20 protein-coding genes are annotated in these 26999 nt (G+C 35.1%); 12 read left to right on the forward strand and 8 right to left on the reverse strand.

Translation table 11 applies throughout. The features are described from left to right. The first annotated feature begins 601 nt into the window (after positions 1 to 601). On the forward strand, positions 602 to 781 hold the full coding sequence (locus tag LKE46_RS11555; protein WP_291722233.1) for a hypothetical protein: 180 nt from the start codon (positions 602 to 604) through the stop codon (positions 779 to 781). 208 nt (positions 782 to 989) lie between these two features. Continuing rightward, positions 990 to 2012: an acyltransferase family protein gene (locus LKE46_RS11560; RefSeq protein WP_291725675.1), complete on the forward strand. Its 1023-nt coding sequence runs from the start codon at positions 990 to 992 to the stop codon at positions 2010 to 2012. Here the strand turns inward: LKE46_RS11560 and LKE46_RS11565 are convergent. Together LKE46_RS11565 and LKE46_RS11570 are read right to left on the reverse strand one after the other, a co-directional pair. Beyond that, positions 2005 to 2697 carry a GDSL-type esterase/lipase family protein gene (locus tag LKE46_RS11565; protein ID WP_291722236.1) on the reverse strand — a complete coding sequence of 231 codons (693 nt, stop codon included), beginning with the start codon at positions 2695 to 2697 and terminating at the stop codon, positions 2005 to 2007. The two genes, LKE46_RS11560 and LKE46_RS11565, sit on opposite strands and share 8 nt — an antisense overlap. Positions 2698 to 2753: 56 nt before the next feature. Further along, positions 2754 to 3128, reverse strand: a complete 375-nt coding sequence (locus LKE46_RS11570; RefSeq protein WP_291722287.1) for an IDEAL domain-containing protein — start codon at positions 3126 to 3128, stop codon at positions 2754 to 2756. A 173-nt stretch (positions 3129 to 3301) separates the two neighbouring features. Here LKE46_RS11570 and LKE46_RS11575 point away from each other — a divergent pair, with 173 nt between their 5' ends. Next, positions 3302 to 4177 carry an SDR family oxidoreductase gene (locus tag LKE46_RS11575; RefSeq protein ID WP_291722290.1) on the forward strand — a complete coding sequence of 292 codons (876 nt, stop codon included), beginning with the start codon at positions 3302 to 3304 and terminating at the stop codon, positions 4175 to 4177. A gap of 64 nt (positions 4178 to 4241) precedes the next feature. Here LKE46_RS11575 and tyrS read toward each other — a convergent pair whose 3' ends face one another. Beyond that, on the reverse strand, positions 4242 to 5462 hold the full coding sequence (gene tyrS, locus LKE46_RS11580) for a tyrosine--tRNA ligase (protein WP_291722293.1): 1221 nt from the start codon (positions 5460 to 5462) through the stop codon (positions 4242 to 4244). Between the two features lie 318 nt (positions 5463 to 5780). Between tyrS and LKE46_RS11585 the strand changes: the two genes are divergently transcribed. After that, positions 5781 to 5942: a zinc-ribbon domain-containing protein gene (locus LKE46_RS11585; RefSeq protein WP_291722296.1), complete on the forward strand. Its 162-nt coding sequence runs from the start codon at positions 5781 to 5783 to the stop codon at positions 5940 to 5942. A 37-nt stretch (positions 5943 to 5979) separates the two neighbouring features. Here LKE46_RS11585 and LKE46_RS11590 read toward each other — a convergent pair whose 3' ends face one another. Next, on the reverse strand, positions 5980 to 6546 hold the full coding sequence (locus LKE46_RS11590; protein ID WP_291722300.1) for an ECF transporter S component: 567 nt from the start codon (positions 6544 to 6546) through the stop codon (positions 5980 to 5982). Positions 6547 to 6737: 191 nt separating this feature from the next. Here LKE46_RS11590 and LKE46_RS11595 point away from each other — a divergent pair, with 191 nt between their 5' ends. Both LKE46_RS11595 and LKE46_RS11600 read left to right on the forward strand, forming a co-directional pair. Continuing rightward, positions 6738 to 6893, forward strand: coding sequence for a hypothetical protein (locus LKE46_RS11595; RefSeq protein ID WP_291722303.1), 156 nt, complete (start codon positions 6738 to 6740; stop codon positions 6891 to 6893). Between the two features lie 98 nt (positions 6894 to 6991). Beyond that, positions 6992 to 7978 carry a phosphatase PAP2 family protein gene (locus tag LKE46_RS11600; protein ID WP_291722306.1) on the forward strand — a complete coding sequence of 329 codons (987 nt, stop codon included), beginning with the start codon at positions 6992 to 6994 and terminating at the stop codon, positions 7976 to 7978. A 51-nt stretch (positions 7979 to 8029) separates the two neighbouring features. On the opposite strand, the gene LKE46_RS11605 is transcribed toward LKE46_RS11600, so the two are convergent. Next, complete coding sequence (locus LKE46_RS11605) at positions 8030 to 9619, reverse strand: peptide chain release factor 3 (RefSeq protein WP_291722311.1); 1590 nt, start codon at positions 9617 to 9619, stop codon at positions 8030 to 8032. 244 nt (positions 9620 to 9863) lie between these two features. Between LKE46_RS11605 and LKE46_RS11610 the strand changes: the two genes are divergently transcribed. The 6 genes from LKE46_RS11610 to fucO all read left to right on the forward strand — a co-directional run bounded on the left by LKE46_RS11610 (position 9864) and on the right by fucO (position 16674). Beyond that, on the forward strand, positions 9864 to 10667 hold the full coding sequence (locus tag LKE46_RS11610) for a Cof-type HAD-IIB family hydrolase (protein ID WP_291722314.1): 804 nt from the start codon (positions 9864 to 9866) through the stop codon (positions 10665 to 10667). 461 nt (positions 10668 to 11128) lie between these two features. Next, positions 11129 to 12406 carry an MFS transporter gene (locus LKE46_RS11615; RefSeq protein ID WP_291722317.1) on the forward strand — a complete coding sequence of 426 codons (1278 nt, stop codon included), beginning with the start codon at positions 11129 to 11131 and terminating at the stop codon, positions 12404 to 12406. A 77-nt stretch (positions 12407 to 12483) separates the two neighbouring features. After that, on the forward strand, positions 12484 to 13683 hold the full coding sequence (rhmD, locus tag LKE46_RS11620; RefSeq protein WP_291722320.1) for an L-rhamnonate dehydratase: 1200 nt from the start codon (positions 12484 to 12486) through the stop codon (positions 13681 to 13683). Between the two features lie 165 nt (positions 13684 to 13848). Continuing rightward, the gene (locus LKE46_RS11625; RefSeq protein ID WP_291722323.1) at positions 13849 to 14598 is read left to right on the forward strand and encodes an IclR family transcriptional regulator; all 750 of its coding nucleotides are present in this window, start codon (positions 13849 to 13851) and stop codon (positions 14596 to 14598) included. 20 nt (positions 14599 to 14618) lie between these two features. Beyond that, positions 14619 to 15536 (forward strand): dihydrodipicolinate synthase family protein, encoded by a 918-nt coding sequence (locus tag LKE46_RS11630; RefSeq protein ID WP_291722326.1) that lies wholly within the window; start codon positions 14619 to 14621, stop codon positions 15534 to 15536. Then, positions 15526 to 16674 carry a lactaldehyde reductase gene (gene fucO, locus LKE46_RS11635; protein ID WP_291722329.1) on the forward strand — a complete coding sequence of 383 codons (1149 nt, stop codon included), beginning with the start codon at positions 15526 to 15528 and terminating at the stop codon, positions 16672 to 16674. Before LKE46_RS11630 ends, fucO begins: the two co-directional genes overlap by 11 nt. A gap of 75 nt (positions 16675 to 16749) precedes the next feature. On the opposite strand, the gene trpS is transcribed toward fucO, so the two are convergent. The 3 genes from trpS to LKE46_RS11650 form a co-directional block, all read right to left on the reverse strand. Next, the gene (trpS, locus tag LKE46_RS11640) at positions 16750 to 17757 is read right to left on the reverse strand and encodes a tryptophan--tRNA ligase (RefSeq protein ID WP_291722332.1); all 1008 of its coding nucleotides are present in this window, start codon (positions 17755 to 17757) and stop codon (positions 16750 to 16752) included. Positions 17758 to 17922: 165 nt separating this feature from the next. Next, positions 17923 to 18303: a desulfoferrodoxin gene (locus tag LKE46_RS11645; protein WP_291722335.1), complete on the reverse strand. Its 381-nt coding sequence runs from the start codon at positions 18301 to 18303 to the stop codon at positions 17923 to 17925. A gap of 91 nt (positions 18304 to 18394) precedes the next feature. Further along, on the reverse strand, positions 18395 to 26983 hold the full coding sequence (locus tag LKE46_RS11650; protein ID WP_291722338.1) for a GH36-type glycosyl hydrolase domain-containing protein: 8589 nt from the start codon (positions 26981 to 26983) through the stop codon (positions 18395 to 18397). Between the last annotated feature and the right edge of the window lie 16 nt (positions 26984 to 26999).

Genomic DNA, 26999 nt, shown 5'->3' on the forward strand with positions numbered 1-26999 from the left:
ACTAAAAGCCAAAGCCACCAGTTATCTTTATTTTCAAAGATTAACTGGTGGTCAAGTAACTCCCAACTCGTCTGAACCATTTGATTCTACCTGAATATTCATCACCCTTTTCGATTTTTTCTACAACATTTTACATATTGTAAAACCTATCTAAGATCAACTTACTTTATGTGTAATTTTAAAGGCCATAGTATCATCAATAAAATTGACTTTCTGTAATAGTTTATACCTTTCCATTACACCACATCTTCAACTGTCATTCTGCATTCCATATACTCAACTGAACATTTACTTTTCACTATCATATACTTCCTGCTCTCCAACCTTATCAGATGTTATCTCTTTTAATGAACATTCTCTTAAATCAAATGTCCATCAGCATCTCAGCCATACTTTCCAACACTTTAAAAACAACTTTTAAATCATCTCCGAGTTAGGAGTGCTCTAGGAAGAAGTTTTATCCTTCTTCTTGATTTTATTATATAGTAAACGTTTAAATATGTCAATAACTTTTTAATATTTTTTTGCATTATGGTTTAAAAGTATATATCCTGTAAATAATTAAGGTATACTAATTCTAAATATCTGAGGAGGGCTGCTGTTGATTAAAGAAATAGATCACATAACTGCACTAAAAGCTGTCTATACTGGAAATCCTGAAGGAAAATTTATAAGCAGGGACAGCAGTTTGTGGATAGCAATAGACAATACGGGAGAAAGACTTAGGAAAAAGGAGTTCAAAAACATAGAAGACTGCAAAAAATTTCTAGACAATAAATAAATCTTATATGGAACAATTGTAACAGCATCAGAATTAAACGTAATTCACTATTAATAGTTATATTCTATATTTTATTGGACCTTTCAAGGACATTAATTCTACATAAATGTTATATTCAAATTTAGTTAATCAATATAACACCTTATTGTCACAATGGAATTATATAATTGCTCAATAAAGTCTATAGAAATGGAGTTCAATTATGGATATGGAGCTTAATATAAATTCAACAAAATATAGAAGCTGTTACTTTGACAATTTAAAATTTCTTCTGATCACTTTAGTAGTAATCGGCCATGCTATTGAACCATTAATTGGTTTATATCCAAATATCAAATTGGCATATAATCTTATATACTCTTTTCACATGCCTCTTTTTGTTTTTATTTCGGGTTATTTTTCTAAAAATATCAGCAATGACAAAAAAAATTTTTCTAAAATTGCCGGAATTCTTGCAGCTTATATTATTTTCCAATTGCTGTACTCTTTGTTCAATATCTACATACTTAAAGCAGAAAATTTCAAAATTACTTTTGTCTATCCATACTGGACTATGTGGTATCTCCTTTCAATTTTTATATGGAATCTTATATTGCCTTATTTTTCAAAAGTCAGATATTCTATCATAATAGCAGTTGCTATCTCCATATTGTGCGGATATGATAATAACATTGGATATTACCTGAGTTTGTCAAGAACTATAATATTTTTCCCATATTTTTTGATGGGCTACTTTTGTCACAAATATCATATAAATACTATGAGAAAACACATTGAAAAAAAATATGCTGTTTTGGGTTTATTAACTGTTTTCCTGATAATATATTTGCTGAATGGTAAAATTGACTATAGATGGTTCTATGGCAGTTTCACCTATTCACAATTGGACGGTTTAAATTATCCCAAATTCCTACTGCGTATGTTTACATATATTTTAGCCATATCCATATCCACCTTTGTCTTAACTCTCATTCCAGACAAGAAATTATTTTTTACAAAATTGGGTTCGAGGACCATGGCTGTATATGTATTTCATGGTTTCATCATCAAGATATTAGTTAAATATAATTTTTTTGATTATGTAAATTCCATTATAAGTGAAATATCCATTATCCTGCTTTCACTACTTATTGTAATATTGCTTTCTTCCAAATTCATCAATAAATTCACCAAGGTTATAATTCATCCAGGATTTTTTAAACAGATAAATTTGAACAAAAGTACTAATTAACATACTTTTCTATTTCCTTCTTCCACAACAAATATCCAAGACCATTTAAATGAGTACCATCGTAAGTATATCTGCCTGACAATTTATCATGTTCTACAAATTTATCAAATAAATCTATATATATAATTTTGCTGGCACTTAGTTTTTTTAGCTCATTATTTAAAAATTTGACATCCCTGTTGGATTTAATATTATTGTTCGGCAATATACTCTCAACATAAATAATCGTATCCGGGGAATTAATCCTTATTTGATTCAAAATCTGTTTATAATTGTTAAATATATAGACTCTATCCTCATTATGTAAAATATCATTAATTCCTATCATTAAAAATATTTTTTTAGGATACCCTCTGGTAATTGTATTCAATCTGTTTAAAATACCACTTGTAGTATCTCCGTCAATCCCTCTGTTTTTTATATCTGGATTATCAAATACTTCCATCCATTCAGATCTATTTGTAATGCTGTCTCCTAAAAATACGATATCCTCACTTTTTATGTTCAAAGTTTCAAACTGGCTCTGTCTTGCTAAATAATAGTCATTCTTTACAATATTTTTATTTATGTTCTGTTTTTGTAAAATTTGTACTCTATGGTGTTCATAAATTGTATGTATACTCCAAAATATAAAGAATATATTCAGTAATACAGATACAAAGCATATAATATTCCTCTTTTTCACATCTATGCCTCCATATTAATATCCATAAAAAAATGATACAGGTCTTCTGCCTGTAATCATTCAATCATCCCTTTCTGTTCCAATAAGAACCTGTATTCTTTTGAAAGTCTCATGAATTTTTCCCTGTCATTTGTGTCCAGGGACATGTTAATTGCACTTTTTATTATTGACAGCCTATTTTCTATATATTCATCATTGGATATCCATTCATAGATTTTAGCTATATCATTGTTTACACTATATTCCAATGCCGTATAAGTCATAAAAAAACTCAACCAGTGATTATGTGAATAATATTTTATAAAATCAATACCATATTGCAATTTCTTAATTGTATACACATCTGAACTTTGATGCCTCCATATCACCCACACCTTGCTGTTGTCTTCTAAATTTCTGATATCATTATAATTTAGTAATTCTCCTTTCATAAAATCATCTCCCCAAAACCTAATCATTGTAAAAAACTTTGTCCCTTTCAAATAATATATGAATTTCCTACTAATATTAAATGCAATAATGTCATTTTATGTGCAAAATCAGAACATGTATATATCTATTTAAAATACAAAAACTATCATAAAAAATAGGAGGTATTTTTAATATGAACGATAATTTTTATCTGAACTTCCCTCAATCAGTTCCACAGCAGAAACAGGATAGGCAGCCTGGAACTGAGTCCCAATTGAATCCAAGACCAGTATTTGAAGACCATGGTTATACAGGTTCCGAAAAGCTTAAAGATAAAACGATCTTAATTACAGGCGGTGACAGTGGTATAGGAAGAGCGGCTGCGACAGCCTTCGCAAAAGAAGGAGCTGATCTGGCAATAGTTTATTACAATGAAGACGGAGATGCAGCTGATACAAAAAATATAATAGAACAAAACGGCAGAAAGTGTATTCTAATCCCCGGAGACGTTTCAGACGACAATTTTTGCAAATCTGCAGTTCAAAAATCAATAGATACCTTCGGCAAAATAGATGTGCTTGTAAATAATGCAGGTGTACAATATCCACAAAATAGTATCGAGGATATAACAAACGAACAACTTGAAAAAACCTTTAGAACAAATATTTTCAGTATGTTCTATCTGACAAGGGCAGTACTTCCACATTTCAAGCCCGGCTGCAGTATTATAAATACAGCTTCCATAACGGCTTACAGCGGAAATGAAACTTTGATAGATTACTCTTCCACAAAAGGTGCTATTGTATCTTTTACACGTTCTCTGGCTCTATCCCTGGCAGGCAGAAAAATAAGGGTTAACTCAGTAGCTCCCGGTCCTGTCTGGACTCCCCTTATTCCTTCATCATACAGTATCCAGAAAGTCGGTGAATTTGGATCAAATAATCCTATGGGAAGACCTGCACAACCGGTTGAACTGGCATCCACCTATGTATTTCTCGCCTCGCCGGAAGCCTCTTATATAACCGGAGAAATCATACACGTAAACGGCGGACAGTTTGTAACAGGTTAAAAATACTGCAAAAAGGGACTGATACGTCTCTTTTTGCGATTTGAAAAGTATTGCTATTTTATTACTATTTTATTACTATTTTATTATACTTTTTCTTTCCTCTTCTTATCAACATACTTCCTTCTTTAAAGTCATCTATGCTAACAGCAAAATTTATATCGCTAATTTTTTTGTCATTTACAGTAAGTCCTCCCTGCTTTATGAGCCTTCGCACTTCACTTTTAGACGGTAATATAGCCGTATTCACAAGAAGATCAACTATGCTGCAGCTACAACTGTCCTTATCTATTTCAACAGTTGGAACATCATCCATGTTTGAGCCACCTGAAAACAGTGCCTCTGAAGCTGACCTTGCCTTATCCGCATCATCTTTCCCATGAATTAATTTTGTAACTTCATATGCAAGAATTGCCTTCGCCTTGTTTGTTTCCGAATCCTTAAGAGCTCCAAGTCGCCTTACCTCGTCCATAGGTAGAAAAGTCAGAAGTGCCAGGCACTTCTCAACATCGGAATCATCTATATTTCTCCAGTATTGATAAAATTCATATGGACTGGTTTTTTCTTTATCCAACCATATGGCTCCCCCTTCCGTTTTTCCCATTTTCTTTCCGTCACTCTTGGTCAACAGTGTAAATGTCATTCCATAGGCAGGTTTTTTCTCTTTTCTTCTTATAAGATCAACACCTGCAATTATATTCGACCATTGATCGTCCCCTCCCAGCTGGAGAACACAGTCATATTTTCTGTTGAGCTGGAGAAAGTCATAAGCCTGCATCAACATATAATTGAATTCAAGAAATGTAAGACCTTTTTCAAGTCTCTGCTTATAACACTCTGCCGTAAGCATCTTGTTAACTGAAAAGTGTACACCTATTTCACGGAGAAAGTTTACATAATTCAGATCCATCAGCCAGTTTGCATTGTTATCCATTATTGCCTTATTGTCATCAAAATCCACCAATCTTGAAAATTGTTTCTTGAAACATTGTGCATTGTGCTCAATCTGTTCTCCTGTAAGCATCTTTCTCATGTCCGTCTTTCCAGTGGGGTCACCTACCATTGCAGTTCCCCCTCCGAGAAGTGCTATTGGTCTATGTCCAGCCCTTTGCATATGTGCCATAACCATCATCTGTAAAAAATGACCTACATGGAGACTATCTGCCGTTGGATCAAATCCTATGTAAAAAGTTACCTTTTCCTTTCCAAGTAATTCCCTTATTTCTTCCTCATGAGTGGTTTGTTTTATATAACCCCTTTCTAAAAGGATATCATAAACGTTAGTCAACTTTTGCTCCACCTTTCAATATGTTTATTCTTATCAATTAAGTATTAGTATATAATTAAAGTTAATTTTTATCAACTATAGTCAATGTAAATTAATTCATATCCCAAAATTGATATCCCCCTGCCACTGATATACAAACATATTTTCCCAATGCATCATATTGTTTTTTTATTACTATATGATATAATGAATGTGGAGTTCTACTCCAATTAAATATTGTAAGTAGGCCAAATTTTTTCAAGGTACCAATTTCTCCTTAAATCTAGGGGGTAGTTATCAAGAATAAAATTAGTCCTATGATTTTAAGGAGGTTTTTTTATGCCAGACAAGACTATTACATGCAAGGATTGTGGAAAAGAATTCGTATTCACAGAAGGTGAACAGGAATTCTACAAGGAAAAAGGTTTTGAAAATGATCCTGTACGATGTCCTGATTGTAGAAGAAAAAGAAAGGCCGAAAGAAATAGAACAAGAAGATAGTAAATAGTTAGGAGAGGTAAAAAAACCCCTCCTATTATTATTTGCTCCTGATTAAATTTGCCTTTTTCAAAACTTTCCCAAGAGGAAGAGCTATAGCTGCTCCTGCAATTGACTGGGCTATGTTTCCCGGAATTTCTGCCGCCGATAATACAAATGCCTGTGGAAATGCTACATTTGTTACAAAATGCATGAGAACAACTCCTGCAAAATAATAAGCTGCTATCATCCATATCCCGGCAGCTACACACGCCATCGCATTATTCAAAAAACTTTGTCCATCATATTCCTTTCTATAGGCAATGGATGCAGCAATATATGCCATTATTCCCTTTATAAAAAATGTAAATGGTGCCCAAATAGCATAGGGTGATAAAATATCAAACAAACTCATACCTACTGCTGCAGAAAAGAATGCTTTTTTCCTTCCCAATAAAATAGCAGCCAATAGTACCATACTGTCCCCCAAATGGACTACACCTTTAAATACAACTCCAGTAGGTATATTTATTACAGCTGTTGCAATATAAGTCATAGCTGCCATAAGAGAAATCTGTATAATATCATGTACCTTCAATCTGCTCAAATCCAATTTCTTTTGTTCCATATAATTAAGCCCTCCTAGATTAATTTATCGATTAATATACATTATATTTACAAACATAGAAAATTCAAAATGTATGGGTACAATTATTTTAGGTTATAACTTTATCTTATGGGGAAACACTAATACAGTAAATAGAATTTAGTAGGGAGGTACTGCTGCTATTAATTTCAGATTTGGGCAGCAGAGTTTATATGAATTTTATAAAATGGATTTCCAGTCTTATGATAACAATTTTTTTAATTGCAGGCGCATTTAAAATGAAGGGATTGTTTATAAATTCCATACTTTTTGTAATTTTGACAGTATTTGTAATTGACATGTTGTTTATACGGAATAGGTATTTATAAAAAATTCTGCCGATATTAATATTTTCCCTGTATTACAGTATATACTTGCCGTATTACTGGTGATATAATTTATCTTGTGTATAGGGAGGAGAATGTCTATGTATTATAGTATTAAAAGAAGAAATTTCACCTATAATATACAATATATTCTCAGTAGATTTTTAAATCTGCTTTATAAATATTATTTTATTGTTATAGGTGCTTTTTTCGTTGGAAGTGGAATATACCTCTGCTTTTACCCGTCTATTAGTGAAACCAGCAAAATATATATGTTTGTGCTGGCATTTATAAGTTTCTCTGTGTATAAAGATATGCGAAATGATGTAAAATTGCTTCCTTTTTTATTGATGTCAATACCATTTTTATTATTAGTACTGTATTTGAACAGGAACGGCTATGCAATGTGGGGAAAGATGCTGCACTGGCAGATATCACGGAGCATAATAATAAATCTGAATCCGTTATTCAGTATAATACCTTTTAACGATGGAAGCTTTGCAAGGATATATACATCCAAAACTTTAACCAGCTATTTTAGAATCGTATATAACAATGGATTTGTACTTCCTGTCCTACTTGCAATATACAGATCTGCAATTTCACTTGATTTTAAAAAGATGCTGAGATATGCTTTATCCGCCCATATTGTACAAGTATTTCTGATTACACCTTTCTATCTTGTTTTTCACCTTCAGGAAGTATGGTATGTACTCGGCCAGCCAGATGGACTTGCAAGAAATCTAAGTAAAAATGCCGCTGCCGGTGTGACTTTGAACTGTTTTCCATCAATGCATACTTCCATAGCCTTCGCCATGTTTCTGCTTGCATTAAGAGAAAAGGACAAGCTTTTTAAAATATTTATGTCATTTTTCTGCATGAGTATAATATTTTCCACTTTATATTTAAGAATTCACTGGGTACTGGATATAGCAGGCGGAATTTTACTGGCATATGTAACTGTAAAACTGGTTGACTTTACGTTTGCAAAACTGCAGCCCATTTTGCAAAAACTATTGGATAAATTTTACTATAAAAATTGCAAAGTTTCTTATATATATAACTATTATTTAGATACGATGAATTAAAATCACGACAGGAGGATAGGTATCACTACAACCTATCCTTAAATAATATTATTATGATTTTCCTATATCGGAAAGTACCAGCCCCTTATTATGTTCAAGTGCCCAGCTTATGGACCATTCACTTTGAAATATCAGAAGGTCTCTTCCTTTTAAGTCCTTGACTTTTTTCGTATCACTCGTAAGTACAAGACTTCCTATATTTGTATCTGAACTCTCTATCCACCTTATAGTCCTGTATGGAAGACTTTCCATTTTTATGTCTACATTATACTCATTTTTCATCCTGTATTCCAGTACTTCAAATTGAAGTACCCCGACCACCCCTACAATTATCTGCTCGATACCTATATTCAATTCTTTGAATACCTGAATTGCACCTTCTTCTGATATTTCAGTTATTCCTTTTATGAATTGCTTTCTCTTCATCGTATCTACTGTCCTGACCCTTGAGAAATGCTCCGGTGCAAACACAGGTATACCTTCAAACTTGAATTTCTTCTGGGACATGCAAAGTGTATCTCCTATATTGAAAATTCCGGGATCAAATACTCCTATTATATCACCTGCATAAGCTTCTTCTACAATTTCTCTATTTTGGGCCAGAAATTGCTGTGGCTGTGCAAGTTTTACCTTGTCTTTTCCCTGGACATGGAAAACCTCCATTCCCTTCTTGAACTTTCCGGAGCATATTCTCATAAATGCAATTCTATCTCTATGTGAAGGATTCATATTAGCCTGTATTTTAAATACAAATGCAGAAAATGGTTCTTCAAATACATCTATTTCACCTTTGTCCGACAATCTGGACATGGGCGGTGTGGTAAGCTTCAAAAATTCTTTCAAGAAAGGTTCTACTCCAAAATTTGTAAGAGCACTTCCAAAAAATATGGGGGTAAGCTCTCCCTCTCTAACTTTATTTATGTCAAATTGATCCCCCGCTACATCAAGAAGTTCTATATCCTCTTTAAGTTTGGACTGAAGTGCTTCACCTATGAGATCTTCAAATACGCTGTCATCAACATTTCCTTCTACAGACTCAACTTCAGTCTGACCATGATTTCCTCCATTAAAGACCTCTATAACATTTCTATTTCTATCAAAGACTCCTTTAAACTCAGAACCTGATCCTATAGGCCAATTTACTGGATATGATTTTATTCCAAGTTCATTCTCTATATCCTCGATAAGCTCAAAAGGATCCTTGCTCTCCCTATCCATCTTGTTTACAAATGTAAAGATCGGGATTCCCCTCAAGCTGCAGACATTAAATAATTTCTTGGTCTGCTCCTCTACTCCTTTAGCTCCATCTATTACCATGACTGCACTATCAGCTGCCATTAAAGTTCTATATGTATCCTCACTGAAATCCTGATGTCCAGGTGTATCAAGTATATTTATACAGTAATTGTCATAATTGAATTGCATAACTGATGATGTGACAGAGATTCCTCTCTTCTTTTCTATCTCCATCCAGTCAGACACTGCATGCTTCGATGTCTTTCTAGCCTTGACAGAACCAGCAAGCCTTATAGCACCACCATACAGCAGTAATTTTTCTGTCAATGTGGTCTTACCTGCATCCGGGTGAGATATTATTGCAAAAGTTCTTCTTCTCTCTATTTCATTTCCTAAGTCTGCCACAAATTTCCCTCTCTTCTACTTTTTATTCTCATCAATGATTTTAACTTTATTGCAGGGTAATGTCAACCTGGGCAATAAAGCCTTTTCAGCGGGAAAATATATCCCATACGTATAGTACTAATTAAACGTTTAATATACATGTTAATTATTTGATATACTGTAATACAAAAATTCATACAACTGATATTTAAGTGAACCAATGCTATAATGGCTGTATAAAAATATAATTTCTCTGGAGGTAAATATGTACAAATTGATTGCAATTGATATGGACGGTACTTTATTGAGAAACGATAAAACTATATCGTCAGAAAATATAGCTGCCATAAAAGAAGCAGTTGAGCACAATGTAAAAATAATTCCTGCCACAGGAAGACCCTCAAAAGGCATAAAAAAATATCTGGAACAATTAAATTTAATTTCAGATTCCAACTATGTCGTTTCCCTCAATGGTGCATTAGTGGAAAGTGCCAAATCACACAGGTCAATATATGAAAAACTATTATCATTGGATGATATCAAGTATATATACGAACTTGGTACAAAAATAAGTACAAACATACAAGTATCATTAAAGGAATCAATTATAACACCTGTTCCAAATAAATATAGTACAGGGGATGCCATACTAAATGGAATAGAACTTAAAATAGAAGATTTCTGCAAGCTTTCTCCAGATGACCATATATTCAAAGTCATGTTCATGGGCGACGAGCCTGTATTATCAAAGGGAATAGACATGCTTCCGGAGAATATATACCACAAATACACTGTACTCAGGAGCGAGCCATACTTTCTTGAATTTATGAATAAAGCTACAAATAAATGGAACGGTGTAGAAACCGCGGCTAAAAATCTTGGAATAAAGAAATCCGAGATAATATGCATCGGTGATTCAGGGAATGACATACATATGATAAAAAGTGCCGGACTTGGAGTTGCCATGGGCAATGCATCCAATGAAATCAAAAAACTCTCGAGCTATGTTACAAAAACAAATGAAGAAAATGGAGTAGCCCATGTAATATATAAATTCATATTAAAATAACGTGAGTTCAACATGTTAAATTGAAATACTTAAGAATAGGTATAGACTTGTGTAGGAACAGGATCTATACCTATTCCACAAACTTGAACAAATCCATCATATGTCAATTCCATATATTCTGGTCCAATTCATATAAAAGCTTGCCTATACCTTACTTCATAGTTTGTTTCTAAAGCTGTCTGATAATTTATCTATATTATAATCTGATTTTTTATATTATGAATTGAAATTTCTTTTTATTATAATTGACAAAGATAATAAAATATGCTATTTTATAAATATCATATATATGAATTTGATTCACATACGTGAAAAAAAGAGGGGTGATATTTGTGATTGCAAAGTTTTAATAGAAAATGCGATTTGCTTATTTTTTATAGATAACCTGAAAACCTTTAAAAGCAGTTTAATATAAAAAATGATATCTTATATTAAACTTAGATTAAGAGGAGGACGTTTAAATGAGTGAAAATGTAAAAAGCACGAATATTCCTAATGGACGTTGGTTACATATACTCCCACCACTGGTTTTAGTGTATATAGTTGCTTTTATGGATCGTACAAATATCAGTTTTGCACTTGCAGGTGGTATGGATGCTGAGTTGGGTATGAATGCCACAATAACCGGTTTGGCATCAGGAATTTTTTTCTTTGGGTATATGTTTTTACAAGTTCCTGGCGGAAGAATAGCAGAACGTGCAAGTGCAAAAAAATTTATAGCATGCACCATAATTGCATGGGGAGGTTTTGCAGTACTATCAGGCCTAGCCAATAGTACAATCCAAATACTTGTAATTCGTTTTTTGCTCGGTGTAGCAGAAGGTGGAGTCTGGCCTGCAATATTAACTATAATTAGTCATTGGTTTCCAGCACATGAACGAGGTAGGGCAAATGCAATTTTCATGATGAATGCTCCAATAGCCTCAATAATAACCGGTCCTTTGTCAGGATTTATTGTAACCGCATTCAGTTGGAGATATGTATTCATCATTGAAGGAGCAATCGCCATAGCATTATTGTTTATATGGTTTCCGCTTGTTGCAGATCATCCTAAGGATGCAAAATGGATAAGCAAAGAAGAGCGCGACTATATTGAAAAATCCATTCACCAGGAACAGATAGCATTAAGTGGCACTGCTTCCTCAAAAAAGATACCAATTTCACAAGTTTTGTCAAGCAAATTGTTGTGGATTCTATGCATTATATATGGCTGTTATCAGGCAGGTATTTATGGATATTCTTTATGGTTGCCTAAGATAATACAAGGTGTGAGCAAAGCCAGTATGAGTGGTATAGGGCTGCTTTCGACCATACCAAATATAATTGCAATATTCGGATTAATATACTTTTCAAAAAAATCCGATCGCACAATGAACAGGAAAAGGTATACAGCATTGCCGATGATAGGATTTGCCATATGTCTGTTTATATCAGTACAATTTAAAATTTTTAATCCTATAGTTTCATTTGCATTTATAGCTCTGTGCGGATTCTTTTTATACTCGGCAAATAGTGTATTTTGGACCATACCAAGCCAAATATTTGAATCCGATATGGCCGCACAGTCACGTGGAGTTATTAATATAATTGGCGGACTTGGTTCATTTTTAGGACCTTACATGGTAGGATTCCTTACAACAGACATTAGTGCATCCGCAGGATTATATGCCTTAATAATATTACTAGTTGTAGGATTTATTTCAACAGTACTTCTGCCAATAGCTAAAAACAATGCATAAATAATCATTAGTAAAAATGTAAACAATTTAAATTCAATCAATATAAATTAATATATTTAAAAAAGGAGAGATTTTATATGGAATTGGGTACAATGGGAAGAAAAATTGCTGCAATAAGAGCATATGTCGTAGAAGGTGGAGGCGCAGATTATCATGATCAATCAAAAGAGCATTGGATAGTTAATCAAATAGCTACACCTATGAGTGTCTATCCGGAATACAAAATGACTAGAACAAGCTTTGGAATTAATGCACTTAAATCATTGGTAGTCGAAATAGAATCGGATAATGGAGTAGTAGGTTTCGCAGTATCAACTGGAGGATATCCTGCAGCCTGGATTGTAATGAATCATCTTGATAGATTTGTTGTAGGACAACCTGTTGAAAACATAGAAAAAATTTGGGACCAAATGTATAAGTCAACTATGTACTATGGACGTAAGGGTGTTGTTATGAACGCCATTTCTGCAATAGACCTGGCACTTTGGGATTTACTTGGAAAACTAAGACAAGAACCAGTATATGCTATGTTGGGAGGAAAGGTCAGAGATGAAATAAAGTTCTATGCTACAGGACCTAGACCAGATCTTGCCAAACAGAAGGGATTTATAGGAGGTAAATTACCATTAATTTATGGACAGGCCGATGGTGAAGAAGGCCTTAAAAAGAATATAGAAAGGCTTGCAAAATACAGAGAAAAATGCGGAGATGGATTTTGGTTGATGTGGGATTGCTGGATGGCACTGGATCTCCCATATGCTAAAAAGTTAATGCAAAAGTCCTCTGAATACGATCTGAAATGGATAGAAGAATGCTTTAATCCAGATGATTATTGGGCTTATAGAGATTTAAAAGCATCAGCCCCTAATAATGTTATGGTAACTTCAGGTGAACATGAAGCTACAAGATATGGATTTAGAATGTTAATGGAGATGTGTGATCTCGATATAATCCAGCCGGATGTTACATGGTGCGGAGGAATGACTGAATTAAAGAAAATAGGTGATTTAGCTAAGGCTTATGGTAAAATGGTAATTCCTCACGGTTCAGGTCCTTATTCACATCATTTTGTGACTTCACAGACCAATTCACCATTTACTGAATATCTAATTATGAGTCCGGATGCTGATGCGGTTATACCACAATTTTATCCATTACTATTGGATGAACAGGTTCCTACAAATGGTAAGCTGGTAGTAAGTGACAAGCCTGGATTTGGTGTAAGGTTAAACAAAGAGCATGGCTTGATTGAAATAAAAAAAGGACAGAGAATATAACTAGCTGTTTAGGCAGATTTCAGGTATTTAATTAGTATTTTCTTCCCAGTTTTAAATTCTATTGTATAATTTAATTGACAAATATATGTGAAAAATAGTAAATTTAAAATAATATATATGTGAATTAAATATATATATATGATAAATTGGGAAGGATGATAATTTATGGCTGTAAAATCTGCTGAAAGGGTGCTGCAAATTTTTGAGCATTTAGCTGCATATCCTAATGGACAAACAATTAATGAAATCAGTACTCAGTTGGGATATGCTCCAAGCAGCACTCATGCTCTATTGAAAACTCTTTTAGATAATGGTTATTTATATATTGATGAAATAAAAAGATACAAACTTGGTCCTAAATTGATTCAATTGGGAAAAAGTGTATCTTCACATATGAGTATTGATAAAATAGCTCAACCTCTATTGGAAAAAACAATGGAAGAATTGGAGGAAACAATCTTTATGGCCGTTCTGTTTAAAGGGGAGGTCATTTATGTTGCTAAAGCAAATAGTTATAAGACGGTAACAACAAATGCACAAATCGGAAGTAGAAAGCCTATTTATTGTACAGGACTGGGTAAAGTTTTTTTAGCCTTTATGGATATTGATGAAAAAACTAAAATCCTAAATAATCTTAATTTCAAAAAATTTACAAAGAATACAGTTACATCTAAAGAGGAACTATTAAAACAATTAATTTCTTTTAGAAATCAAGGTTATACTGTTGATGATGAAGAAATTGAGGAGGGTCTCTATTGTATTGCAGTTCCAGTTTTCGATTCATCAAAACATGTTATAGCTGCATTGAGTGCTTCAGGTCCAAAGCAGAGGATGCTATCCAAAAAAGAACTCGTTATAAAAAAAATGTTGTCAGTATCAAACTTATTATCCTATCAGTTGGGTGATACAAAATAAAGTAGAAAGAAGGACTGAAAATGACTAATTTAAGAGGAGTTTACCCACCTATTATTTCTATTTTTGATGAAAATGGGAATTTTGATGTGGATGCAAATAAAAAGCAAGCTGATTATCTGATAAAGAACGGTGTTGATGGAATTACTTATCTTGGTACATCAGGAGAATTTTATTCTATGAATGCGGAACAAAAAAAGAAAGTTCTTGATGTAATGTTACCTTATGTAAAAGGCAGGACAAAAGTTATTGTAGGGGTTGGAGAATGCAACCTGCAGGATACGCTGGACATGGTTCGATACGTTGAAAAAATAGGAGCAGATGCAATTTTACTGGTAAATCCATATTTTAATGTATATTCTGACAATATGATTATTGCATATTATAATAAAGTTGTAAGATCTACTAATTTATCAGTGCTTATTTATAATATACCTGATTTGACTGGATATAATTTTAGCCCTGATGTTGTGAAAACAATTCTAAAAAATAATGAAAATATAATTGGAATTAAAGAATCATTGAACGATTTAGACCATGTAAAAAGTATTATCGAAGTTAAAAATGTAAATCCGGATTTCGCTGTATATGTTGCGTATGAAAATTTAGCATATGATGGATTAAATGCAGGAGCAGACGGATTTATAAATGCAACAGCAAATTTTGCTCCGGAATTTACGGTAAATACGTATAAGGCATTTGTTGAAGGCGATCTGGAAAAATGTCGTGAATATGCAGGAAAGATGAAGGATTCCATGGAAATCTACAATTTTAGCAAGCCTATCTATCTGGCGTGTAAACAAGCAGTTTATTTTAGAGTAATTGGACAAGATAGATTTGAAATTTTACCAGCCCTATCATTGAAAAATGAAACAAAAAATAAGATATATGAAGCAATGAAAAAACTGGAACTTTTTCAGGAGGAAGATTATGCCAAATAGATTTATTTTAAACGAAACATCTTATCACGGAACAGGAGCTATAAACAGTATAGCAGATGAAGCAAAAGCAAGAGGATTCAAGAAGGCATTTGTATGTTCTGATCCGGATTTAATAAAATTCGGTGTTACACAAAAGGTTTTGAATGTTTTAGAACATAATACACTGGATTACGAATTATATTCTAATATAAAACCAAATCCAACAATTGAAAATGTTCAGACTGGTGTTGATTCCTTTAAGAAATCAAAAGCAGATTATTTAATTGCCATTGGAGGGGGATCTTCCATGGATACAGCTAAAGCCATCGGTATTGTTATTGCAAATCCGGATTTTGAAGATATAGTAAGTCTGGAAGGTGTTGCCACAACAAAAAACAAGAGTGTTCCTATTTTTGCAGTTCCTACTACAGCCGGTACAGCCGCAGAGGTTACTATTAACTATGTTATTACAGATGTTGAGAAGAATAGAAAAATGGTTTGTGTTGATCCAAAAGATATTCCAGTTGTAGCTTTTGTAGATCCGGATATGATGTCCTCAATGCCAAAAGGATTGACTGCAGCAACAGGTATGGATGCATTGACACATGCTATTGAAGGATACGTTACAGTTGGTGCATGGGAATTGTCTGATATGTTTCATTTAAAGGCAATCGAAATTATTTCCCGTTCTTTAAGAAATGCAGTAGCCAATGAACCTGAAGGTAGAAAAGACATGGCATTAGGGCAATATATAGCTGGTATGGGATTTTCCAATGTAGGACTTGGTATCGTTCATTCCATGGCACATCCACTTGGGGCATTTTATGATACACCCCATGGTATTGCAAATGCAATTATATTGCCTACAGTTATGGAATACAATGCAGATGCAACAGGTGATAAATACAAATATATAGCAAAGGCAATGGGAGTTGCAGGTACTGAAAATATGAGTACTGAAGAATACAGAAAAGCGGCCATAGCTGCTGTTAAAAAGCTGTCGGAAGATGTAGGCATACCTGCCAACTTAAAAGACATTGTCAATAGAAAGGATATACCTTTTCTAGCACAATCTGCTTATGATGATGCGTGCAGGCCCGGCAATCCAAAAGAAACAAATGTTGAAGATATAACAGGTTTGTATGAATCACTTATTTAGATTTAAAAACTATTAATGTCCAAATTATAAAATATCGGCATGGATTTACAGTCTGAAAATCCATGCCTTTAAAAATTATCGTGGAATAAATCCTATTTTCTTCTGCATCTTTCTAAGAACCTTGTTTGACACATAATAGGCCTTTTCAGCACCTTTCTTGTAAATTTCTTCAAGTAGGTGTTTGTTATTAATATATTCATTCACTTTGTCCTGTATGGGCTTTAATTCACCTATTATAGCCTCGGCTACATCATTTTTGAATTCTGCATAACCGGAGTTCTCGTACTTCTTCTCTATCTCTTCAGTCGTACTTTCCTGAATTGCTATCAATATATTCATCAGGTTCTTTATTCCGGGCTGCTCGTCTGTATATCTTATTTTGCCTATGCTGTCAGTTACGCATCTACTTATTTTTCTCCTTATAACATCAGGAGAATCCATTATAAGTACATAGCTGTTTGGATTATCAGATGATTTTGACATCTTCTTTAAAGGCTCCTGAAGATCCATGATCTTGGCCCCGCTCTCAGGTATATAACCTTCTGGTATTGTAAATGTAGGACTGTATAAATTGTTGAATCTCTGTGCTATATCACGTGCAAGTTCTATGTGCTGGGTCTGATCCTTTCCTACAGGTACAAGATCAGCATTATAAAGCAGTATATCTGCTGCCATCAATATGGGATAATTTAAAAGCCCCGCACTTATAGGTTCACCGGAATCACTGTATTTCTGGGATTTATTTTTGTATTGAGTCATTCTGCTCAGCTCTCCAACATAGGTAAAACAGTTCAAAAGCCATGCTGCCTCGGAATGAGTCGGGACATGTGATTGAATAAATATTGTATTCCTCTCAGGATCTATACCTGCTGCAAGATATACTGCCAGAACTTCCAGGGTTCTTCTTCTGAGATCCTTCGGCTCCTGCCTGACCGTTATGGCATGCAGATCCACCACGCAAAAATAACAATCGTATTTATCCTGAAGTTTTACCCAGTTTTTGAGCGCCCCCAGATAATTTCCTATAGTAAGATTCCCCGACGGCTGAATACCGCTGAATATAACTTTTCTCTTCTCTTCCATATTCTAATATCCGATTTCTGATGTCAATAAAATCAAAAATCAGATCTCACCTACCTTCTACTATAATTATATGTAAATTTCTACAATATATCAAAAAATAATTTTAGATTTAAGGCCGAAACAAATTTCAACCTTAAATCCAAAAAATCACCTTATAATCTAAAGTTATTTGCTCTTCCACAATCCGTGAAGATTGCAATATTCTCTTGCAAAAGTTACTTTTTCATCCAATTTGAATTCTGCCTGTGGTTTATCATCAGGAGTCAGATATTTTCTATAGATTTTGTTATTGTCAGTATGAACTTCTATCCACTGTATATAGTGGGCTTCTGTCATAGGATGCTCAACTGATCCAACCTTTACCAGTACACCATCCGCTGTCTTTTCAATTACTGGAACATGCTTTTCAAGTGCAGCATCCACTGTATTCTCTTCCAGTAAGGTCATTTGTTTACGACAACAGGTTAAATTGCCCCCTCCTACACTCAATACTTCAACAATATTTCCACATACCTCGCACTTATAAACTTGCTTAACTTCTATCATCTGTTTGAACCTCCTTGTTTATGTTACATTTTCCTTACATAGATAAAGTTCTACATAATTATGAAAAATCCTTCTAAAATCACTTTAATTTCTATATATTTATAACTACTTCATGGGTACCTTCACTTAAAAACGGTACTACATTGTCATACATCCTGTTTCCATCCATCCATATTCCTGTACCGGAATCTCTACGCACTTCAATATTGTAGAGGCATTTTCCCCTACTGTATTTTATATTATAACCATTCCAGGTTTCAGGTATGCAGGGAGCTACTGTAAACCCTTTTCCAGCCTTGAATTTCAGTCCCAGAATACTTTCAATACCGGCTCTGTACATCCAGCCTGCCGCACCTGTATACCAGCTCCATCCTCCTCTTCCCTCATTCCCGGAAGATGCATATATGTCGGCTGCAATAACATAAGGTTCCAGTTTGTATGTTCTGCACCCAAGATAGGATTTACTGTGATTTACAGGGTTCAACATGCTGAATATTTCATAGGCCTTGTTGTTATAACCCATTTCAGCAAAGGCAATTATGGCCCATATGGCACCGTGGGTATACTGTCCTCCATTTTCTCTTATACCTGGTAAGTATCCTTTGATATATCCTGGTTCCAGACGCGATTTATTAAATGCCGGAGTCAGGAGAAGCACTATTCCCCTGTCTCTTTTCACCAGATTTTTATCCAGAGCTTCAAGAGCCTCCCTTGCTCTGGATTCTTTTGCAGCTTTAGAGATTACTGCCCATGCCTGGGCTATACAGTCGATCCTGCATTCATCGTTTTCTATTGAGCCAAGTGGAGTTCCGTCATCAAAATATGCCCTTCTATACCAGCTTCCATCCCATGCATTCTTCTCCAGATTATCTTTTATGAATTTCTTTTCTTCTGCATAATACCCTGCATTTTTACTGTCATCCATATAACCGCATATTGGTATGAATCTATCCAGTATGCTGTACAGGAACCATCCAAGCCATACGCTTTCCCCGCGCCCTCCGTTTCCAACGGTACTCATGCCGTCATTCCAATCACCTGAACCCATCAGAGGAATATTGTGATCACCAAATTTCAATGCCCTCTTTATAGCCCTTATGCAATGATCATATATTGTTCCACTGACTTCAGAGACTCTCGATATGCTGTATCTTTCATCTTCTTCCCCTTTCAGCTCACTGTCTTCAAGGTAGGAGGTTTCTTCTTTCAATATACTATAGTCTCCAGTATTTTCAATATAATCCGCCACAACATATGGAAGCCATAGAAGATCATCTGAAAATCTTGTTCTTATACCACTTTCAACAACAGGATGCCACCAGTGCTGTACATCGCCTTCCAGATACTGTCTTGTAGAGCTGTATATTATATGCTGTCTTGTTATGTCTGGATTCAGGTATCCTATTGCCATTACATCCTGAAGCTGGTCCCTGAAACCATATGCACCACCCGACTGATAAAACGCGCTTCTAGCCCAATATCTGCAGCTTAAGGCTTGATACTCAAGCCATCCGTTCAGCATGATATCCATGGATTTGTCGGGAGTATCAACTTGTATTGTTCCAAGGAAATCATTCCAGAAATTTTTGCATTTATCAAGTTCATATTCTGACTTTTCAACATCATTATACTTTTTTATAACCCTGCTTATATTATCATGATCTTTTTCCTGTCCGAACAATACGAGTAAATTTTTTTCCATATCCGGAGCCAGAGTCACATCAACACTCTCTGCAAGACATGGATCGAAGCCTGCTCCAACTGTATTTGAGAGATTGTCATCAAAAAGGCCTCCGGGACTGTCTGTACTTCCTCCACGTCCTATGAATTCTGTCCTGTCCCCGGTATATGAAGCTTTCTCCCCGCCCAGGATACTTAGATAACATATATTCCTTCCAAAGTGTTCACTATATGGATTTCCTGCATAAATATAACCGTTCTCTTCACTCAATCCTGTGAACAGATACTGTGCTGTCTGTTCATGCGCAACACCAAGAACAAGTTTTGCATAGTAATTTACAGAAAGCTTTTTTATGTCCTTGCTGTTGTTCTTTAATTTCACACTGCACAGTTTCACACTCTCATCCATATCCACAAACATTGTCATTTCTCCGGATATGTCATTTGCCCTATGCTTGAATACTGAATATCCAAACCCATGCTCGATTACATATTCTCCTGAATCCCTCACTGGCTTAGGCGATATGCTCCATATTTTCCCGCTTTCCCTGTCTTTTAAATACAGGGCTTCCGACTCTCCATCCATTACGGAATCATTTGTCCATGATGTTAATTTATTCTCCCTGCTGTTTTCATTCCATGTATACCCCATTCCAGCCTCTGAAACATGGAACCCAAAATGACTGTTCGAAATAACATTTATCCAGGGTGCAGGAGTATTCTTGTAATTTTTAAGTATTATAATATAAGATCTGCCATCTTCGGAAAATCCACCAAACTCATTAAAATACTGCAGCTTTGAAATATCAATTCCATAGCTGAAACTGTTGTTTCCATTACCTTCCATCTTGTTGTGATGTACATATCTATCATTTGAACCTGTATCTATGCCAAGCTGCTTGATTGTATCCCCACTGCTGCTGTCAATTACCAATCTGGCTATGGCTTTCAGAAGATCCACGGCTTCACTTTCCAGGCTTCCTGAATTATGAACAAATACTCCTCCAGGCTGATTCTGTTTATTTCTAAGATGGCTTGAATCTACAAGCTCCCTTACTTGATTTTGGACAGGCTGCAAATATGAATCCTCTTCCAGGTTTAAAATTATCAGATCTGTTTTCATACCTTTTATACTAAAATACTCATGTGCCTTTAAAATTTGTCTTACAAGTGAAATGTCCTCTTCTCCCTTTATTATGATAAGTACTATGGGAAGATCTCCGGAAATACCATAGGGCCATAGGGCAGACTGACCTTTTTGTATGTTCATGATGCAGCTGCTTCTTTTCCTCATATTTTCATTCATGAACAATATCCTGGATGCCATTTTCTGGTATATATTTACTCTCGATGCCTTTAATCCAAGATATTTCATCTGCATATACGCTTCACTAGCGGCCATCTGGAATTCCCTATCCACATTGTCCATATCCCTGTATTTTCCAGCCAGTTCCATTATTTTATCCCTTGAGTTGGAGACAGCTGTAGTATAGGCTGCTTTAACGGTTTTCCCAGGCTCCACCCTTATTCTCACCCTCAGGCTTATCACAGGATCAATAACCTCCCCCGTAGTTCCTGTAAGTACTGCATCATTATCCATAGCCCTCGGATTCTGCATATTTCTGTTCCTTCCTATGAAATTTTCCCTGCTGGTTTCATATTGTACAGTTCCTATCTGTGTACCATCTATTGCAATTGTCTGCATGAGCCAGTTCTTGTCTGCCTTCTTCGTCCTCGGTCTTCTGCTTGCAACAAGACATGTTGGATTTTCCATGAATTCAGTTTGTATGAACAGATTGCTGAATGCCTGATGTACCAGATCTGCAGTATATGGTGCAAGAGTAACCTCCATATAGCTTGTGATTTCAACTTCTCTCATATGATCACTGGTATTTGTTATGGATATTCTCCTTATTTCTGCATCGTCGTTCCGGGATACGGCTATCTCCGTATAGGTTTTTATATTTCCATCTTTTCTTTCAAATTCAACTTTATCTTCATAAAATATAACCTTATAGTCTTCTCCTTCACATCTGCATGGTTCATATGCAACACTCCAGTAGTCATTTGAATTTATATTTTTAATGTAGAAAAACATACCGGTGTCATCTTTTGTACAATCCTCTCTCCATCTGTATACCATCATCCCGTCTTTTTTACTGTATCCGCTTCCACTGTTTGTTATCATTATGGAATAGTCTCCATTTGACATTATATTTGTTTCAGGATACATTGTAGCGGCAGTAAGATATTTTCTTTGAGGCATTGTAATTTTATGCTCTTTCAGAGAGTGAACATATTTGTTTTTTTCATTTTTATTGTATACTATGGAGTTCGGTACCTTCTCCTGAAGGAGAAGCTCCACGGATTTTACACGTGGTATGCTGTGAAACCTCTCCTGCAGTATGTTTCCCTTCAAAGCATTGTCAATGGACATAAAGCTCATCCCCTGGTGATGTACCATAAAACATTGAACAATCCTGTTTTCATCGTAATCTATTGATTCATAGAGACCATATTTGCCTTTTGCACCCCTGGTGATCAAATTTTTTATGTTAGCTACTGCAGCATTTTTATCAACCTGAAGGGCCATTACCGAGGCATATGGTGCAACCACGGTTTCACTTGCTGCATTTCTGTCAAGAGCTATGTGTGGGACACCTACAGCTTTATACTGATATGTGGAATCTGCATCAAAGTTATAGTAGGCACATTCCGATATTCCCCAGGGAATACCTTTTCTTCTCCCGTAATCCTCCTGTACCTTGACTATGCTCTTATATGTTTCCCTGAGGAGGGTATTTGGAAAACTCTTCATTATAATAAGAGGCATAAGATATTCAAACATGGTTCCTGACCAGGAAACAAGAAGCTTTTCCCTGGATACAAGTGCCATTGAACGTCCCAGATTAAACCAGTGGTTCTGGTCTATCTGACCCTTCGCTATAGCTGCAAAACTTGCCTGTCTTGCCTCTGAAGCCAGAAGATCATAATAACTTTTATCCCTGCAGTTTTTATCCACATTATAACCTATGGAAAAAAGTTCTCTTCTGGAATCATACAGCATCCTAAAATCATGGCAGCCATCAATACCTTTCAATCTGTCCAGTATATTCTCAAGCCCATGTATCAGATTATTTATATTTTCGAGACTTGAACTCAAATACTCCTCGATTCTGGAATACGGGGCATATTCATCAGTATTTCTGTCAATATGCTGCATTAGAGCTTCAATAGTATCAGGTAAATTCTCAATTGGTATATCATAGATGATCTCATTGAGTTTTTTGGAAATATAACATGGCATATTAAACCCACTGCCTATCCACGGCAGATATGTATCAATAAAGCTTATAAAATCCTCTGTAATATCCCTGACTTTTTTGCTCCAGTAAAGTTCATCGGACATTTCAAGAATTTCATGGGACTTTTTCTCTGAATTCTCCAGAAAACCATATACCATATATGCATTGCAGCTGTTTTCCTCCAGCAGTCCGATATTTTCAGAATAAATATCCCCTGTGCCGTACTTGCTGTAAATTTCATCATCGGCCAATTTCATTGTATCTTCAAGTCCATGAATCAGCTCTCCATTCAGAACAGGTTCTTTTAAATATTCACATATGGATTGTTGTAAAAGCCATACATAACATACGAGATTCCCGCTGTCTACGGTAGATACATATTTGTTGAGCGGTTTCCTTGTTTTTATATCATACCAGTTGTAAAAATGCCCCTTGTATCTATCCAGAGCTTCCATGCTGGAAATTATCCTATCAAGCCTTGCATGTAATTTATCTAATGTAATATAGCCTAAATCATAGGCCACTGCATTTGATGTCAGCCCCATGGCCATATTCGTGGGCGAAGTTCTGTAAGCCAGGCCTTTATAGGGTTGCTCCTGATAATTGTCAGGTGCGAGCCAGTTGCTATCCTCTGTAATAAAATCCTCAAAATATGCCCATGTCCGTCTTGCAATTTCCCTGAGCAGGCACATTTCATCATATTTCAAGCTCTTATGCCCCGGTCTTTTATCAATGCTCACCTTATAAGCAATATAAGGTGACAGAAACCACACTATACAGGATGGCAGCAATACTATACCTGTCGTTACAGAATTTTGAAGTGCCAGCATGAATATTACAAGCCCGATGACGCTTCCCGTATACATCATTTTTATATAATTTGCAAGTGATTTGCCTGACTTCAGCTCAGCATCTTCAGCAGTCTGCCACTGGAGCATATGCCTTTTGCTTACAAGCATTCTGTATATTGTCCTTATTACAGCATCCATCATCAGGCAGGACTTGTAAGGCAGAAATGTAAATATGAGTAAAAACTGCTCCACAGCCACTTTAAAGTTCTCAATTTTTCCTGAAAGACTTATTCCCCTTGATGGCAGTACTACAGAATCAGATACGTTAAATAGCACAGGACATATAAGCGTCACAAGTGATATAACCAATCCTTCTTCAGGATTTCTGAAAAAAATAAGTGACCAAAAAATGAGTATGATTATAGACGGTGCAACAAGACTCCTCCTCAAATTGTCAAATATCTTCCATTTAGATAATCTATTAAGACCATTTTTCCTGAAAATCCACGGCAGAAGCTGCCAGTCTCCTCTCACCCACCTGTGAATCCTCCTTGAACTTGAGCTATAGTATGCAGGGTATCCGTCTATCAATTCTACATCTGTAACAAGAGCTGCCCTTACATATGAGCCTTCAAGAAGATCGTGGCTCAATACTGAATTTTCCGGTATCCTGTTTTTTAACATACTTATAAATGTATCTACATTATAAATACCCTTGCCTGTAAATATACCTTCATCAAAAAGATCTTCGTATACATCCGACACTGCATTAGTGTATACATCTATACCTGTATTCCCTGAAAAAATACTTGAATAGAGGGTTCTGTTGGCACTTAATGTTCCCACACTTATTCTGGGCTGCATGAGTCCGTGTCCTCTGACTATTCTGCCATCTTTTACATAGGGAACATTCAGTATATGCTCCATGGCTCCTATAAGAGCTTTGGCCGTATCCTTGGGAAGCTGTGTATCTGCATCAAGTGTTATTACATACTTTACTTTGCATAAATTCTTTAAATCACCGCTTATAACATTGTAGCTGGTTGAATTGCAGCCCCTTATTAAATAGTTGAATTCCATGAGCTTCCCGCGTTTTCTCTCCCAGCCCATCCATTTTCCTTCTCTTTTATTGTATTTTCTATGCCTTGACAAAAAATAGAACTTGTCTTCACCATTTTTGCAGTATTTTTCATTGAGTTTTTCTATCATTTCGAGAGCCGTATCTACAATTGATTTATCATTTTCATCTGTTTCAGAGTCGCTGTCACAAAGATCGCCCAGTAATACAAAATACAAATTTTCTTCTGCATTTGAGAGATAATATACCTCCATTTTTTCTATAAGACTTTGAATCCTGGATACATCATTGAAAATTACAGGTATGACTACCGCGGTACTGAACTCTTCCTGTATTCCATTTTTCAATTCTAATTTGGGTATAAATCTCGGATGGGTCAATTTATTTATGCTCCAGTTAAAAACAGATATGAATATTTCACTTAAAGGTATCAACAGCAAAAAAAATGTTATTACATATTTCCATACTGTATTATAACCTTCTGAATATATATTCATATAGCTCCCGGCAATACTGGCCAACAAGGCTGCAGAAGCTATAGTGAATATATATATATTATCGGTCAGCTTTACGTTATTTACTATTTTGAAATTTCTGTGCTCTCCCCTACTCTTGTCCTTCTCAATATAATTCATGATGCAGTTTATTCCTTCATCAATTATATAATATCCTACATGTGATTTATATTTTTCATCACCTGCTGCATCTTGAGCACACTTAATGGCCTTTTTGGCTATAAATACTTCAGGTAAACCCGATTTTCGAGACAGCCTCTCTATCTGATGTCTGTAATAATCCCTGGATTTGAAATCCATATTTTCATATACTCCTGCAGGATCCTTTCTCAGTACCTGTTCCACATAGCTGAATCTTTCAAAATCTTTTCTCCAGTTAAAAGATGAAACCTTTCTTATACTGCTGAAAGAATTGCCTATTGCCATCTGAAAACTGCTCTGTTTCTGGTGGTCGATACTTATCATCATGTCAAATGTCTTATCCTGCCTGTCAAGTTCTTCGTCGATCCACCTGTAAACAGCCGGATTTTCAATAAAATTATCCCTCAAAATCTTGATAAATCTTTCAGTAAAAGAAGGTGTAAAATCAATTTTTTTATTTCTCAGCTTTTTGAGCTCTTCTTCAAAGTTTTCTTCAGTATGTAAATTTATTATTTTGTCCGCCAGTATTTCCGCCCTGTCCTTCTCCTTCTGCTCACGGACCATATCTTCCGCTATATTGCTTATGTTTTCAATTAGAACTATTCGGAGCATTATCGGGAAAGCCCACAGCTCTCCACTGGTCAGTATGTCATTTTCCTGATATGCATTTATAAAAGTATCTATATTTTCCTCATTTATATCACCATAAGTTTTGGAAATCATTTCCACTGCAATATAATATATTCTCGGATATCCTCTCATAATACCCATGTTTGTTACAGGAAGACTTTTATAATACTTATCCGTCATATTGTATCTTATATTTCTGTACTCTTTTTGAATGAGATAGAAATTATCAAGAAGCCATCTTGCACAAGGTATTACTTCCCTGCTGATATCAGTTTCTCCTGCAATGAAATTGTAACTTTCAACTATTTTATTGTAGGAGGCATTCAAATTCCTTATGAGATTCCTTCTAAAATTTTTTACACTGTCTTTTGACGAGGCAGATGATATTTTATATGCATGTCTTTTTAATTCTTCTTTATCTTCATTTTCCAGATGTATATCTTCCATTATATTTTCCGGTCTATATTTTAATTTGTCATATACTATATATGATGATAATAAAATCAACAGGCCAATCATTGAAATAACAATATAAAGCATAAAAAGTTCATCCTTT

This window comes from Clostridium sp., from assembly GCF_022482905.1.
Taxonomy (GTDB): domain Bacteria; phylum Bacillota; class Clostridia; order Clostridiales; family Clostridiaceae; genus Clostridium_B.

Excerpts from the sequence above, each read along its gene's own strand:
- LKE46_RS11590 (WP_291722300.1), bottom strand. The coding sequence starts at position 6,546 with ATGGAACAAAAGAAATTGGATTTGAGCAGATTGAAGGTACATGATATT.
- LKE46_RS11650 (WP_291722338.1), bottom strand. The coding sequence starts at position 26,983 with ATGCTTTATATTGTTATTTCAATGATTGGCCTGTTGATTTTATTATCA.
- LKE46_RS11615 (WP_291722317.1), top strand. The coding sequence starts at position 11,129 with ATGAGTGAAAATGTAAAAAGCACGAATATTCCTAATGGACGTTGGTTA.
- LKE46_RS11585 (WP_291722296.1), top strand. The coding sequence starts at position 5,781 with ATGCCAGACAAGACTATTACATGCAAGGATTGTGGAAAAGAATTCGTA.
- trpS (WP_291722332.1), bottom strand. The coding sequence starts at position 17,757 with ATGGAAGAGAAGAGAAAAGTTATATTCAGCGGTATTCAGCCGTCGGGG.
- LKE46_RS11645 (WP_291722335.1), bottom strand. The coding sequence starts at position 18,303 with ATGATAGAAGTTAAGCAAGTTTATAAGTGCGAGGTATGTGGAAATATT.
- LKE46_RS11625 (WP_291722323.1), top strand. The coding sequence starts at position 13,849 with ATGGCTGTAAAATCTGCTGAAAGGGTGCTGCAAATTTTTGAGCATTTA.
- LKE46_RS11560 (WP_291725675.1), top strand. The coding sequence starts at position 990 with ATGGAGCTTAATATAAATTCAACAAAATATAGAAGCTGTTACTTTGAC.
- fucO (WP_291722329.1), top strand. The coding sequence starts at position 15,526 with ATGCCAAATAGATTTATTTTAAACGAAACATCTTATCACGGAACAGGA.
- rhmD (WP_291722320.1), top strand. The coding sequence starts at position 12,484 with ATGGAATTGGGTACAATGGGAAGAAAAATTGCTGCAATAAGAGCATAT.
- LKE46_RS11630 (WP_291722326.1), top strand. The coding sequence starts at position 14,619 with ATGACTAATTTAAGAGGAGTTTACCCACCTATTATTTCTATTTTTGAT.
- LKE46_RS11575 (WP_291722290.1), top strand. The coding sequence starts at position 3,302 with ATGAACGATAATTTTTATCTGAACTTCCCTCAATCAGTTCCACAGCAG.
- LKE46_RS11610 (WP_291722314.1), top strand. The coding sequence starts at position 9,864 with ATGTACAAATTGATTGCAATTGATATGGACGGTACTTTATTGAGAAAC.
- LKE46_RS11600 (WP_291722306.1), top strand. The coding sequence starts at position 6,992 with ATGTATTATAGTATTAAAAGAAGAAATTTCACCTATAATATACAATAT.
- LKE46_RS11595 (WP_291722303.1), top strand. The coding sequence starts at position 6,738 with ATGAATTTTATAAAATGGATTTCCAGTCTTATGATAACAATTTTTTTA.
- LKE46_RS11570 (WP_291722287.1), bottom strand. The coding sequence starts at position 3,128 with ATGAAAGGAGAATTACTAAATTATAATGATATCAGAAATTTAGAAGAC.